The 14,246-nt window shown below is 43.7% G+C and carries 14 protein-coding genes; 6 read left to right on the top strand and 8 right to left on the bottom strand.

Annotated features, from left to right (window positions below; translation table 11 throughout):
• Window positions 1-206 precede the first annotated feature (206 nt).
• Entirely contained in the window at window positions 207-641 is a 435-nt protein-coding gene (locus NWP21_RS15865; protein ID WP_280793395.1) for a hypothetical protein, read from the bottom strand.
• Window positions 642-857: 216 nt separating this feature from the next.
• Window positions 858-3,890: a valine--tRNA ligase gene (locus NWP21_RS15860; RefSeq protein WP_280793394.1), complete on the bottom strand. Its 3,033-nt coding sequence runs from the start codon at window positions 3,888-3,890 to the stop codon at window positions 858-860.
• Window positions 3,891-4,135: 245 nt separating this feature from the next.
• On the opposite strand from NWP21_RS15860, the gene NWP21_RS15855 reads away from it, so the two are divergent.
• Entirely contained in the window at window positions 4,136-4,273 is a 138-nt protein-coding gene (locus NWP21_RS15855; RefSeq protein ID WP_280793393.1) for a hypothetical protein, read from the top strand.
• Here NWP21_RS15855 and NWP21_RS15850 read toward each other — a convergent pair.
• Window positions 4,270-5,532, bottom strand: coding sequence for an FGGY-family carbohydrate kinase (locus NWP21_RS15850; protein ID WP_280793392.1), 1,263 nt, complete (start codon window positions 5,530-5,532; stop codon window positions 4,270-4,272). The two genes, NWP21_RS15855 and NWP21_RS15850, sit on opposite strands and share 4 nt — an antisense overlap.
• 138 nt (window positions 5,533-5,670) lie before the next feature.
• On the opposite strand from NWP21_RS15850, the gene psaM reads away from it, so the two are divergent.
• The 3 genes from psaM to NWP21_RS15835 all read left to right on the top strand — a co-directional run bounded on the left by psaM (window position 5,671) and on the right by NWP21_RS15835 (window position 7,488).
• On the top strand, window positions 5,671-5,766 hold the full coding sequence (gene psaM, locus NWP21_RS15845) for a photosystem I reaction center subunit XII (protein WP_006196319.1): 96 nt from the start codon (window positions 5,671-5,673) through the stop codon (window positions 5,764-5,766).
• Window positions 5,767-6,213: 447 nt separating this feature from the next.
• Window positions 6,214-6,624, top strand: a complete 411-nt coding sequence (locus tag NWP21_RS15840) for a hypothetical protein (RefSeq protein ID WP_280793391.1) — start codon at window positions 6,214-6,216, stop codon at window positions 6,622-6,624.
• A gap of 399 nt (window positions 6,625-7,023) precedes the next feature.
• Window positions 7,024-7,488, top strand: a complete 465-nt coding sequence (locus NWP21_RS15835; protein WP_271733481.1) for a hypothetical protein — start codon at window positions 7,024-7,026, stop codon at window positions 7,486-7,488.
• A gap of 108 nt (window positions 7,489-7,596) precedes the next feature.
• Here the strand turns inward: NWP21_RS15835 and NWP21_RS15830 are convergent, their stop codons facing one another.
• Together NWP21_RS15830 and NWP21_RS15825 are read right to left on the bottom strand one after the other, a co-directional pair.
• Window positions 7,597-8,088, bottom strand: a complete 492-nt coding sequence (locus NWP21_RS15830) for a YajQ family cyclic di-GMP-binding protein (protein WP_271733479.1) — start codon at window positions 8,086-8,088, stop codon at window positions 7,597-7,599.
• A gap of 58 nt (window positions 8,089-8,146) precedes the next feature.
• Window positions 8,147-8,566, bottom strand: coding sequence for an MAPEG family protein (locus NWP21_RS15825; protein ID WP_271733478.1), 420 nt, complete (start codon window positions 8,564-8,566; stop codon window positions 8,147-8,149).
• Between NWP21_RS15825 and NWP21_RS15820 the strand changes: the two genes are divergently transcribed.
• Window positions 8,565-8,687 carry a hypothetical protein gene (locus tag NWP21_RS15820; protein ID WP_271761515.1) on the top strand — a complete coding sequence of 41 codons (123 nt, stop codon included), beginning with the start codon at window positions 8,565-8,567 and terminating at the stop codon, window positions 8,685-8,687. The genes NWP21_RS15825 and NWP21_RS15820 overlap by 2 nt on opposite strands.
• Here NWP21_RS15820 and NWP21_RS15815 read toward each other — a convergent pair.
• Both NWP21_RS15815 and NWP21_RS15810 read right to left on the bottom strand, forming a co-directional pair.
• A complete protein-coding gene (locus NWP21_RS15815) occupies window positions 8,684-9,187 on the bottom strand; it encodes a DNA recombination-mediator protein A (protein ID WP_271733477.1) in 504 nt (167 codons plus the stop codon). The two genes, NWP21_RS15820 and NWP21_RS15815, sit on opposite strands and share 4 nt — an antisense overlap.
• A 164-nt stretch (window positions 9,188-9,351) precedes the next feature.
• Window positions 9,352-10,446, bottom strand: coding sequence for a phosphotransacetylase family protein (locus NWP21_RS15810; RefSeq protein WP_271733476.1), 1,095 nt, complete (start codon window positions 10,444-10,446; stop codon window positions 9,352-9,354).
• Between the two features lie 323 nt (window positions 10,447-10,769).
• Here NWP21_RS15810 and NWP21_RS15805 point away from each other — a divergent pair, with 323 nt between their 5' ends.
• Window positions 10,770-12,179 carry a glycosyltransferase family 2 protein gene (locus tag NWP21_RS15805; RefSeq protein WP_271733475.1) on the top strand — a complete coding sequence of 470 codons (1,410 nt, stop codon included), beginning with the start codon at window positions 10,770-10,772 and terminating at the stop codon, window positions 12,177-12,179.
• Between the two features lie 62 nt (window positions 12,180-12,241).
• On the opposite strand, the gene NWP21_RS15800 is transcribed toward NWP21_RS15805, so the two are convergent.
• Window positions 12,242-14,176 (bottom strand): DNA polymerase III subunit gamma/tau, encoded by a 1,935-nt coding sequence (locus NWP21_RS15800; protein WP_280793390.1) that lies wholly within the window; start codon window positions 14,174-14,176, stop codon window positions 12,242-12,244.
• Window positions 14,177-14,246 lie beyond the last annotated feature (70 nt).

Here is a 14,246-nt window from a genome sequence, read left to right as displayed (position 1 = left end):
TTGATGATTATCAATAAAATAAGGTTTTTATCAATAAGAATAAGGTACATTTTGTCAAGAGTAGGGAAATTTTCAAGCGTTGAAACCGTTGCCACATAAATGTTTCAAGATTGTTAAGAAAAATGTGGGTAATGAATAGCTTCTTACCAAGGAGAGGGTTTCGGGATCAGGTGATTTTTTCCCACATAAACTTAGATTTGAATTGTTTAACCAGAGTCTCCATGGTGACGATTTCTGTCACGTCGAAGACGTTCTTCTAAGGCTTGAATCTGTTCGCGACGTGCTTCTAGTTCTAGAGTACGACGAGCTAATTCTTGATTTTGTAAAGTTAGAGATTGTCGCCAGTTTTCGGCAAGTTCTACTTCTTCTTCTAACTGTTTTGGTGTCATACCAATGCTGAGGTAGGTTTGCACTAAATTTATTACCCAGTCCTTAGCATCTTCTAAACTTTCAATATCACCTTCAGGGGAAAGCTGCACTAAAACCAGCAAGTTATCACTCATCTTAGTTTCTTTACCCACAGAAATCACACTCTCTTCAGGGATAATTACCCACAGGTTTGGACTTTCTTGACGTGCTAACAAGCGTAAGTGAAAGTTATCTGAAAATTTCTTTTTATGTACTTGAGCTAGATATAGCATGGCTTGATTTTCAGCCGTGGGGAAAAGTAAAATATGATTTACAGCACTTTTAAAATCAATAAAGTAAACACATTAATATCATAAATCTTCTGGGGTGGGCAATGGCTTACGCAAGCGGTAGCTATCGGTGTCCGCCCTTGTGTACCTAACTCAGATAAAATGCGCTGTAAGTTCATAGGTAATGGTTAATTTGTATTTAACCATTACCCATTAGACCTATGTTAAACTACGCAAGCGATCGCGCAAAATTTCAGCTTGTTTCTCAGCTTCTGCTAAAGAATCTCTGGCTCCCTGTACCACTTCTGCTGGCGCTTTATCCACAAACTTCGGATTACTTAACCTCCCACTCAAAGACTTAGCCTCAGCTTCGGCTTTGTTGAGGCTTTTTTCCAGTTTAGCCCGCAGAGTAGCAATATCTACAACATCCCCACTCAAAGGAATTACCACTTGTACAGTACCCACAACACCAGCAATGGCATTTTCTGGTGCTGGTGGCTGTTGTAATTCTGTTTGTAAGATTTCCTTGGGATGGCGCGGCGCAGAAAACACAGCTAAAAGCTTTTGTCTGTCCTCAGCTAGGAGGAGATTTTGTACAACAAACCAAGATGCATAACCCAAACCAACTATTTCAAAAAATCTCCCCATTAAGGGAATTTCATAAATTGCCTTCCCCGTCGCTAAACCTATCCTAGTAAAGACAAGCAGTACAATAATTAAAGCAATTGTCTTTAAACCCCTCAGAGGTTTTTTCTCCACCATTTCTGGGACGGGTTCCTCTGCGGGAGAAGCTTCCCCCACACCAGCAATAGTTAAATTCTCCACCTTAGCCAAATCTTGAATATACGCCCGTCCATCTGTGAGGATTTGCTGTTCCTGGGGATTATCAGTTTGCAAGTTGGTCGTAATTTTCGCCCCTGGCTTAATATCCGCCTCAGCGCGTAAATTCCGAATCGTACGGATTGTACCAATGAGCAATTCAAACTGTGCTTCCAAATCGGGATTAATCAGGTGATTATCGCTTTGCGGATAGGCTTGTAAAGATAAACTTTCTAAAGAATCCCCTGGTTGTTGGGTGAGAGTTTGCCAAATCTCCTCAGTAATGTGAGGCATTAAGGGATGCAGTAATTTTAAAATCCCTTCCAGGACATAGGCAAGAATTTGTTGTGCTACCTTGCGGGATGCGGGATCGGCATCTTTTTGTAACCGGGATTTGACTAATTCAATATACCAGTCACAAAAATCACCCCAGATAAACTCATACAGACCTTTGGCCGCTTCCCCTAAACCGTAGTTATCAATGTAATTACTAGTTTGTTTGATAACTTGATGATAACGGGAAAGAATCCACTTATCACTTAATTCTGTAGCCAGTGGTTGACCTAACTGTTGCGGCGTTTGTCCATCCAAATTCATCATGACAAACCGGGCCGCATTCCATAACTTATTAGCAAAGTTGCGCGCCGCTTCCACCGATGACGACTCATCCTTTTTGCGGTCATATTCCAGGCGGATATTTTGACCCGCCCCCGCCACTTCTTTAACTAAGGTATAGCGCAGCGCGTCAGTACCATACTTGTCAATTAATAATAGTGGGTCAATCCCATTACCTTTAGTTTTCGACATTTTCTGACCGTTTTCATCCAGAACTAACCCGTGAATGTAAACATCATTAAATGGCATTTTCCCAGTAAAGTGTCCGGCCATCATCGTCATTCTGGCCACCCAGAAAAAGATAATATCAAAACCAGTCACCAAAGCAGTGTTAGGGTAATAAGTCCTTAAATCCGGCGTTTGTTCTGGCCAACCCAAAGTTGAAAATGGCCAAAGCCCAGAAGAAAACCAAGTATCTAACACATCTGGGTCTTGTTCTAACTTGACATTTTCGCCAAATTGTGTTTTAGCTTTTTCCCAAGCCTCAGCGGCTGATTTTGCCACCACAAAGGGGGTATTATCGGTAATTTGGCCGCCGGTTTCACTCACCGCATACCAAGCCGGAATTTGATGACCCCACCATAATTGACGAGAGATACACCAATCCTTTAACTTAACCAGCCAATCACGATAAACCTTAGTCCAGCGTTGGGGGACAAACTCCGGCGAATTTTGCCCGTCCAGAAATTCTAAAGCTTGATCAGCCATGGGGCGAATTTTCACAAACCACTGAGTAGATAATAGTGGTTCTACCGGGACTTTACCGCGATCGCTATAAGGAACAGTATGCTTATAATTCTCCACCTTCACCAGCACACCCTCTGACTCCAAGCGAGAAACCACATTCTTCCTAGCCACAAAGCGGTCTTGTCCCTGGAACTCCCCAGCCTGAGCATTAAGAGTTCCATCCTTATTCATAATATTGATCAACGGCAGATTGTGACGCTTACCCATTTCAAAGTCATTCGGGTCATGGGCTGGAGTCACCTTAACACAACCAGTTCCGAAAGTGGGATCAACAAACTCATCACCAATAATGGGAATTTCCCGATTCATAATTGGTAGAGTGAGGGTCTTACCAATCAAATGAGAGTACCTTTCATCATTGGGGTTAACAGCCACAGCAGTATCACCCAGCATAGTTTCCGGTCGAGTGGTCGCCACCTCCACAAACCCAGAATTATCACTCAGGGGATAGCGGAAATGCCAAAGATTCCCATCAACTTCTTGATTATCCACTTCTACATCAGACACCGCCGACCCAGAAGCAGGACACCAATTCACTAAATATTCTCCACGATAAATTAATCCTGACTCATAGAGACTTACAAAGGCTTCCAGAACAGCTTTTGATAAACCTTCATCTAAAGTAAACCGTTCCCGTGTCCAATCAACCGACACACCCAAACGTTTTAACTGATTAACAATTGTACCCTCAGAGTCCGCCTTCCATTGCCAAGCGCGTTCTAAGAATTCCTCGCGCCCCAGTTCGTAGCGAGTTTTACCCTCTTTCTTGAGTTGTTTTTCTAACATCGTGTGAACGGCGATGCTGGCGTGGTCAGTTCCCGGTACCCATAGGGTGTTACGCCCTTTCATGCGGTGATAGCGCACCAGAGTATCAATTAAGGCACTTTCAAAAGCATGACCCATGTGTAAACTCCCCGTGACATTAGGAGGGGGAATCACAATACAGTAAGGTTCACCGCCTTGATTGGGGTCAGCTTTGTAAACTTGGTTTTCTTCCCAAAATTTTTGCCACCTGGCTTCGGTGGTAAATGGGTCATAGAGACTAGGGAGGTTGCTAATATTTGCGGTCATGCGGGGACAAGTAATTCTGGAAGGACTCTTATAAATTTTGCCATAGCCTGGAAGAAGGATTCATGGACAGGAAAAGCATCAGGCGGAGATGACAGACAAACAGGAGATTTGAGAAGGTTAACCAAGAAAGTTAATGGGTGCTTCCCAGTTAAATCGAGGGTTAGTATTAGTTAATCGTTCATTAACTAATACTAACAAATAATCACATTTACTCAAAACCTGTCATCTTTTCGCTTGGTGACAAAATGCTACTAGGATTCAAAACCCAACTCAAAGTTAACAAGCAACAGCGACTACTACTGGCGCAGCAGTTAGCTTTTTTGGATCGGTTGTTAGAGCAACTGTATAAATCTTCTGTGACACTTGTGCAGTCCAGTGGCTAGTTAAAAAAATCAGTCCCTCTCATGGCCAAAAGCGCCGTACCATAAGCAGCTTCCCTATGCACCGACGACATCACAGACACCTTTAAATGTCGTTCACGAATGCCAGACCAAGTAGAATTTACCGCACCACCCCCGGCAGTGTAAACACGAGTTAATTTATCTGCCCCCATTTTTTGCAATAATTTATACCCATTAGCCTCAATTCGGGCAATACTTTCTAACAACCCATGCAAAAATTCCACACTACTCTCAGGGCGTGGTGTTAATCGCGGCGGTAAAGCCGGATCATTAATGGGAAAGCGATCGCCTGGCTGCAACAATGGATAATAATCTAACTCGCTGGCTCTTGTAATATCAATTTCGCTGCTCAATCTTTCTAACTCAGCATCACTAAAAAATTGCTTTAGCACCGCCCCCCCAGTATTAGAAGCACCCCCAGCCAGCCACAAGTTACCCCAGCGATGGCTATAAATACCATATCGTGCATCTTCTACTCGGGTACGACTCAATAGTTTGACCGCCAAGGTCGAACCCAAGGATGTCACCGCTTCCCCGGGGGATTTGGCCCCACTAGCCAAGAAAGCGGCAATACTATCAGTTGTACCAGCATACACCAAGCAATCATCAGGGAAATGAAACTGAGTTGCTATTTCCGGGCGCAATTTGGCAATGGGAGTACCGGGGGGTAAAACTCTGGGTAACTGAATCGGTAATTCTAGTTTTTCTAGCCATTGTGGATATTTCAACTCTTCCACGTCATAGCCCAGCTTTAAAGCGTTATGGTAATCGCTAATTCCCAAATACCCATGCAGCAGAAATCCTAACCAATCGGCTTGATGCAGAAAATATCTCGCTTTGCTGAAACTCGGCTGTTGCACCATCCACAGCAATTTTACTAGGCTAGAAGTTGCACTTAATACGTTACTTTGCCGTGGTGCAAGACTTTTTAATTGCGGCAGCACCACTGATCCCCGCCCATCGTTATACAATAAAGGTGCATCTACAGGCTGACCAGCCGCATCACACAGCAGGACTGTGGAAGAAGTACCGTTAATGGCGATCCCCTTGATTTCTCGGCGCAATTTCTCTGGTATTTGTGTCAGCAGTCGAAATAAAGCCCCATGCCACGAATCTGCTAAGTTAGTAACAGCCCCATCTGCCCAAGGATGCTTGATTTCTGCCTGGGTGCAAGCTTCATGATTAATCACCACACCCCTAACCCCAGATGTACCGAAATCGATCCCCAAATAAAAATCCATAGTTTTATAAATTTTTTTAATGACAAATCACTGTTTTTGTTGCATCTTGTAACAAGATATTCCACATTCTTGGCAAAACAGTGAAAAGTAGTAAACGAACTGTTCAATATTGATTTGAAGCTCAGGAGGGTTCAAACCATGCCTATATCAGACACTCAGGTGTACATTGCTCTAGCTGTAGCGCTGATTCCAGGAATTCTGGCTTGGCGTTTAGCAACAGAACTCTATAAATAACGCCACGTTCTGACATGGTAACCGGGGTAGATTCAAAATCGCCCCACTCTCAAACAACAATCAGGCCAGTCCTGGTTGTTGTCTTTATAAGTATATTCTTTTAGTCAAATAGAAAACCTTTCAACTTTACCCGACAACATCTGGGAGATTTATTCAAAACAAGGCAAGATTACATATCCCCGAAGCCCTGTGAAAAAAAATAACCATGACTCGGAATTGACATAATCTTATAAAAGAATAATAATCGGGTAAACGGGGTGCTAGTGGCTAAATGCTAGAAGTTTTTAAATGCTAGCTACTTGCTCATATAGAGTAACATTTTAACTTTAAATATACGTGTAGCAATTTCGGAAAAATGAAGTAATATGACAGCTAAGTAAAGGTGTAAACCCCGTCAGTGTGCATTCTATGAAGTTGTCATGAAATTAGTCAGGTTTTTTAAGCATAATGAACGCCATTCAACCGTCTAGACCGCCGGTACAACCTATACAAAAACGCCGGGCTGCTCCTCGACCAAAACGGCATCTTCGTCAACGTTCCTACCAGGTTATAGCCCTGGAAACCACAGCTAAAATAGCAGTTAACTTAGTCCTCTGCACTGCAGCAGTATCTGCCCTGGTACAACTTCTGCCTTATCATTGGACACAGCAGAATAGGTTGCGAGAAGTCAAGACTGAGGTCAAGCTGATGGAAGAACGTGTTGAGAGTTTGCAAAGCGAATTTCAGCGTAATTTCGACCCCCATCAAGCTCATATTATTAGACAACAGCAAGGGTATAAATTTGACCCTAATCAATTTCCAGTAGTACTCGTAAATCCTGATGTTCAGAAAGCGGAAATATTAAATGTATTACCATAAGGTAAGTAGTACGAATTTATACGGATAGATAGCTTTTCTTGACGGGTGTTATTGCTTATATATACTATGTTTCCGTCTGTAGTACAATTAGCTGAAAAAGGCTATATAATTACTTATTATCTCCATTGACACCACTACATAAGTTCCGTATAAGACTTCACATTACTTAAACAATTAATGCTCGAACCTCATATTTAATACCTCACCCATAAGATAAATATCAATCTTTAAGACTAATCAAGTAGTAAGAGCAACAAATTGCTAGAATGCCCACAAGCCTTGATTTAGCTCATTGCTTGTTGCCGTCAGGTATCGTGCCTACTCTAACTCATGCTGTAGGCGACGGAAAAGTATAGCACTCAAGCACACATCGTAATTTTGAAGGTTGGGAAAATTTTTATGACAACAGCAATTTCCTATGAAGATGCACCGGATCTCACCGCTAACGATTATATTGTTATAGGTCTATCAACCTGCTTCATTAAGGAAGATGGGGAAGTTTATCAAGTGGAAGTAGTAGAACCAATTCCCTCTGCTGCTCTAGAAGCATTGTTCAAAGGTATTCCCACCTCTTATAAGCTGGCTTGTGCAACCACCCTGGGATCTGTTCTGGATGGCAATACACCTGTGCTACCAGATGGCTTTCCAGATTCGACTCAGTTTGGGGAAGAATTCGCTGTGCGGGTGTTTGCTGCAGCTCGCACCTACAAACGACGTGAAACTGCACAGTCCCTCATTCCTTTAGGTACAACCTACACTGATTTTCAATATTCAACGGAGCGTAAGCGCGTACTGAATGCCGCTAGAGTTGTCACTAAAGAAGACAATGTTAAGCAGCATTCCCACACTCACAAAATTCTTTAATCTCAGCTAATGCGGAAGGCAGTTAACTAGTTAATAATTAGCGAAAAACTATCGAACCTGATTTGAAAACAATGGTATGGGGTGGATAAAATCCACCCCATAGGTTGTTTAACGGTAATTGGTAAATTGTAAAGCCACAGGAAGGTCTTCTTGTTTCAGACGCTGCATCACAGCTTGTAAGTCATCCTTAGCTTTAGCTGAAACTCGTACAGCATCACCTTGAATTGAGGCTTGTACTTTTTTGAATTCGTCCCGAATCAATTTGGAAATTTGTTTAGCTATTTCCTGACTGATGCCTTTTTTGAGTGTGATTTCTTGACGTACACGGTTACCACTAGCTGATTCAACTTTGCCAAACTCGAAAATTTTCTGAGAAAGCTGACGCTTGGCGGCTTTTTCCCGGAGGATGTTGTGAACAGAATCTAAGGTAAACTCGCTGTCAGTGCTGACATTAATGGTTTGCTCGTTTAACTCTACAGTGGTTTGAGTATCTTTGAGGTCATAACGACCTTTGATATCTCGCATAACTTGATCGACCGCATTCACTAACTCTTGTCGATCAAAGTCGCTCACAATGTCAAAGGAATATGTAGAAGCCATAAACAATTTTAGATTTTCGGTTTACCGGTGATTTTCAACCCGCATTTCTACTGCCCAATTAACTCTGGGCTTGAATGATGCTGGAGATAATCAGAGTAGCAGAGCTCAGGGAGGCAATGGCAAACATCAGCGATCGCAATAGGGGTATATTCAAAATATAAAAAACTGAGTATAGCAAACGCGCCACCACAAAAGCGATCGCCGCCACTGTTGCTGTAGTATAATTTACCCCAGTTACATATGCCATCAGTGCGGCGGTGGCAAACAACATAAATGCTTCCAGAGAGTTTTGATGCGCCCAAGTGGCTCTTTGAGCATAGGGGGGCAATTTATCAAACATGGCGCGAGGAGTAGCAAGGGCTTCATAGCCAATCCGCACCCGCGCATAAGCTACCAATAGAAAGGGCAGATAAATCAGAAGGGCAGCAGCAGCAATAGAATACAACAAAATAACAGACACAGGCAGTTGCGATAGCATGATTAAACCAATCAATGTATTTGTAGTTAGCTGTGATGAACAGGTAACAGGTGGTTACCTGTTACCAATTCGCAGTTTCCTATATCTATCATTACCAGGGCGAGGACTTACTGCACTTTAGTCAAAGTAGAAAAGTGTGACAACTTTTCTTTGTTCTTCTGCATCTCCACAAGTTTGCAGCAGAGTACGACTGTCGTGAAAAGCAAAACAGATGAGTTGCTGGCATCGGGAGATAATCTCCTTGTTACAAATGTAACTAGCTTCAGCTAAAGACAGATTATCATTACTGGAATTTTCTACCAGATGCATCACCTGCTCTAGTTGTTGGCGTGATTCATGGGGCTGACGTTCCAAACTTTGGGGTAAAATCACCGTCAATAAATTGGGATCAGCCCGCATTGCTCCCTTAATGGCAGCTGAATTTGTCCCTGTAGCCCCAGAGGTGATGACCCGATTGCCTGATAGAACCAAGGCATAGGTCATCATCTCAATGAGATTTTGATGCGTAATTGGCACATGACGAGAACCCAACAAGGCGATTCGCTTAGAACCCGTTTGTTGGATGGTCGCCAGTTCCTGCGCTAATGTATCTAGGTTGGTAAGGTCTGTTGACTGGCTCAAAGATGGACGTAATCACATTAAACAACCCAGTTATTCTACCAAACAGAGTGTAGGTGAACAGCCAAATATAGTTACATATTGCTACATTTTTATGATGTTTGCTTCAGTAGCTCAATAGCTGCTGGACACTCCCCACGCCTAAACACGGGGGATTCCAGCTTCACTTAAGCTAATGTCCCTGGGGCAGTTAAGCCTAGTTTAGATAACAAGCGATCAATGTCAAAATTCTCGGCCATCAACTGGCGAATGCAGTGAACCTTGATGGGTTCATGTACCCGTACTTGACCAAAGGTCCGGTCGATAATTTCCACAGTGGTTAGGGTATCTAAGTCAACCGATAGGATGGGGATTTCTAGCTCTTCAGCACGACTGAGAATAAAGGCAGGTGGTGGCAGCTGTCCAGTCAAAATCAGGCATTGTGTAGAGGTTTCTAGGGCGGCTTGTTGAATTTCCACGCGATCGCCTCCTGTGACTACTGCCATATTTCGGCGTTTGTGGAAATACTTCACAGCCGCATTGACATTCATTGCCCCAATTGCCAAACTCTCCACCATCAAATCCAAGCGATCTCGACGACAGAGAACTTCCGCCTTTAACTGGTTTACCAGTTCACCAACGCTGACACTGCGGAGTAAATCACTTTTCGGCAATGTGGCCAATACAGGGATGTCTTGCTTTTCTAGAAACGGGCATAATTGAGCGTCAACTATTTCTAATTGTTCGCTAGGGATATCATTAATCACAACTCCCACCAAGCGATCGCCCACATACCGCTTGGCAGATAATAAGGCCCCAGTTGAGAGCAGTGAACTATAACGTGTTACCAACAGTACAGCCGCATCTAACGTCTCAGCAACCTGTAACAAGGACAAATCAAACAGACTGCCTTGTGTCAAATCACCTGGTCCCTCTAGCAACACTAAATCTCCCTGGGAAATTTGCAAATATTGCTGTTTTAATAACTGCCGATAATTGGTGTTGTCTTCGCCGCGCCAGCGTCTTTGGACATTGACCTCATCCAAAGCCAGTATTGTGGCCGCAACACGGTTTTTTGGTAAGTTCAGACTATGAGCAATAAACTGGACATCTTCCTCAACTAAGGTTCCGCCAGATGCACTAAAACAAGTGCCCAGGGGTTTACCGTAGGCAATATCTAGTCCTTTTTGCTGTAGCTGATGAGACAAACCCAAAACAGTTGCAGATTTACCACTATAAATCTCAGTTGAGCCAATCAGCAAACATTTAGCAGATTGTGGCACACATGCACTCCTAATTGCAAAAGGAAGGTGTTTACTAATTTTAGTGGGTTACGGCAACAGGGTGGAGTGCTCACAAGGTACAGTTCCCCATAATCTACTTTCTTGGGGCTGGTCACTGTAAAACCTAAACCTAATAAATCATCCAAAATACTTTGAAACTCCAAATTTGGTGCTAAGAAATGTTAAAAATTCGGTTACAATTAATATGCATTGGCTTTTAACAAAGAAGCTGAAGCAATAAAAGCAGAAATCAGCGCTCTCAAGTGTTGGATTCCTTGCTTTTTTTCAGCTGTATAACAACTGGTTTTTGAATCAAGTAACCTATGCCAGCGAATTCCTGGCCCGAAGATGATTATTACGAAGAGCTTGACCCACTTAACTCTGTGTTATCCGATCCCTCGGCAGATCAGCAGGAGTTAGTGGTAGAGGTGGATCCCATGTCTCTACCATCCCGGTTTCAAGGACGTAGACGCAAAGCTGCTCTCATGTTGACTGTAGTGTGGAGCGGTACAATCGCTCTGCATTTAGCTTCTTGGGGTTCAATATTGATTCTAGGACTGACCACTCTTCTAGGATTTCATGCCTTAGTGGTGGTATTTGCTAGACCCCGGCGCTATGCCAAAAACATCCAGGGAGATTTTCCCTGTGTATCTGTGCTAGTAGCTGCAAAAAATGAGGAAGCCGTTATTGGCAAGTTAGTCAAGAATCTTTGCAATCTGGAATATCCAGGTGGGCAATATGAAGTCTGGATAATTGACGATAACAGCACAGATAAGACACCGGAACTCTTAGCCCAACTAGCCCAAGAATATCAGCAACTCAAGGTTATCAGACGTTCTCCACAAGCTAGTGGCGGCAAATCAGGAGCATTAAATCAGGTATTGCCATTGACTAAGGGCGAAATTGTCGCAGTGTTTGATGCTGATGCTCAGGTAGTGCCAGACTTATTGCTCAAGGTGGTACCTTTATTCCAACGAGAAAAGGTGGGGGCGGTGCAGGTGCGAAAAGCCATCGCTAACGCCAAAGAAAATTTTTGGACTCAAGGTCAGATGGCAGAAATGGCTTTGGATACCTGGTTTCAGCAGCAACGTGTAGCCCTGGGTGGTATTGGCGAACTCCGCGGTAATGGTCAATTTGTCCGGCGTACAGCCTTAGAAAGTTGTGGCGGGTGGAATGAAGAAACCATCACGGATGATTTGGATCTGACTTTGCGCCTACATTTAAACCAATGGGACATTGACTGTACATTTTGCCCAGCTGTGCAGGAAGAGGGTGTCACAAATGCCATCGCCCTTTGGCATCAGCGCAATCGTTGGGCAGAAGGCGGCTATCAACGCTATTTAGATTACTGGGATCTAATTGTCAGAAACCGCATGGGTACGCGAAAAACCTGGGATATGCTCATGTTTATGTTGAGTATGTATATCCTACCCACAGCAGCAATTCCAGATTTATTCATGGCCCTAGCTCGGCATCGTCTACCAATTTTAGGATCGGTAACTACACTATCCGTGGGTATGTCTGTTGTGGGTATGTTTGCCGGACTGAAGCGCATACGTCAAGATGAGAAATTTAATATTTCTACATCTTTCCTGTTGCTGTTACAAACACTACGTGGTGCTTTGTATATGTTGCACTGGTTAGTTGTGATGAGCAGTACCACTGCTCGGATGTCCCTCAGACCAAAACGTCTAAAATGGGTAAAAACCGTGCATTCAGGAACCGGTAACTAGTTTTTTGCAGCCAAGTTAACACTGAAAATCCATTTCCAAATTTAAATTTGGATGGATTTTTTTTATTCGTCATCAAGTTCTGACTCGTCCATCCACTCAGATATAGTCATGGTTTCAGGCAAGTCTAATGCATCCCCTGTCAGGCGGATAATTTGCCCATCGAAGAATTGAGCTAGACGCTGGGCTGCGCTTTCCACCTCTTCGGTTCCCCAATCAGCCGGAGGTGTGGGTATTTGTGGCGGGGACAAGGTTTGCACCTTAGGTACACCGGTGGTTGATTCGGTTTTGCTTGGTGCTGGTTTGGGTGTAGCTGGCGGCGGTGCGTCAGACACAAGTTGATTGTATTTGGGTGCTGGTGGTTGCTGAACGGGAGTATAATTTTGTGGTTGAGGATTTGTTCTTGTGGTGTTACCAGTCGAAGAAGTTCCTTTTTCGAGATAAACTTCGATTTGCCGCTGAAAAATCTCTTGGAAAGCAGCCTTAATCATGGGTAGATCAGATTTGAGTGCGTCTAACCAAGTACCTTTGACCGCAATACGAGCCAAGTTCCCATTAAACTCTATTATCTGGCACATTTGACCAAGTAAGGCTCTGCGGGAAGGTATGTGAATATTCACAAGTACCTGTTGCCAAACTTGAGTTAAGTCACACTCTGATGGTGTGGTCACTTTCTCTCTAGAAGGAGGGTTAGTAGTTCCACTTGCTGGTGGGGAAGTGAGAGGTTGTGGTGTGATGGCGGGTGGATGAGCCGTGGTATTTTCACTTGTGGGCTGAGGTAAAGATATTGGGTTAAGGGTGGTGTTTTGATTCGTGGGCTGAGGTGGTGGAGAAACAACAGGGTAATAATTTGTACCTACAACTGGCGGATTCACTGACTGAGGTGTAATCACAGTTTGGATTTGAAGATTAGCACTGGGTAATAAACCTAATAATGTCACCTCTAACCACAAGCGCGGTTGGGTGGTATTTTTAATTTGTAGTTCCGCTGTGCGCAGGTGTTGCTGCCCCTGTAAAATGATCGTCATGTCTAGTTGCTGGGCAAATTCAACCAGTGCTATCCAGGTTTGCTGGGTACAGGTAACTAAATCCTGGCGGTTAGGTGCAGTTTTAGCTATGAGTAAGTCCCGATAGCAGACGGCGAGATTTTGCAGAATAATTAGGGGTTCCCGTCCACTATCAAGGATTTTACGGCTGCAATCTAAAACTGCTTCTGGTTGGTTTTGAGCGATCGCCTTTAATAGCGTTAGTAAGTCTTGTTCACTGACTGAACCAACCAAATCCCAAACTTTCTCCGGGGTGACTTCACCAGTCACCAGTGCTAATTGGTCTAGTAAACTTTCCGCATCTCGCAATCCTCCCTGAGCGATTTGAGCAATCAAGGTGACAGCATCAGGAGAAATATGAATATTTTCTTGACGGGCGATCGCACTTAAATGCTTCACCATGGACTCTAACTGAATACGTCTAAAGTCAAATTTTTGGCAGCGTGAAATAATTGTTGGCAATACTCGCTGGGGGTCTGTTGTAGCTAACACAAAAACTACGTGTTTTGGTGGTTCTTCTAATGTTTTGAGGAGCGCATTAAATGCTGCGGTACTGAGCATATGACATTCATCGATCACATAAACCTTGTAGCGACACTGTACCGGTGCAAACTGCGCCTTTTCAATCAGCTCACGGATATTATCGACACCAGTGTTGCTAGCGGCATCAATTTCTATCACATCGAGGGAATAACCCTTAGTGATACCTTGACAAACATCGCACACTCCACAGGGTTCAGCAGTGGGCTGATCACTGTGGAGACAATTTAGGGACTTAGCCAGAATCCGCGCGCTGGAAGTTTTTCCCGTACCTCTGGGTCCAGTAAACAAATAGGCTGGGGCAATTTTAGCTGTGCGAATCGCGTTGGTGAGGGTGGTGGCGATCGCCTCTTGTCCGACCAATTCTACAAAACTCTTTGGGCGATACTTGTGGTGGAGGGGTTCGTAAGACATGGATAGAAGACTTTAGTGCCTTTCAATTTTGGTTAGCAGCACCCAGTCGAGTTTGGGATTAAACTATTTT

Source organism: Anabaenopsis sp. FSS-46 (genome assembly GCF_029891665.1).
Lineage (GTDB): Bacteria > Cyanobacteriota > Cyanobacteriia > Cyanobacteriales > Nostocaceae > Anabaenopsis > Anabaenopsis arnoldii.
Note: the sequence above shows the minus strand (reverse complement) of the source record. Positions and strands in the feature narration are given on the sequence as shown.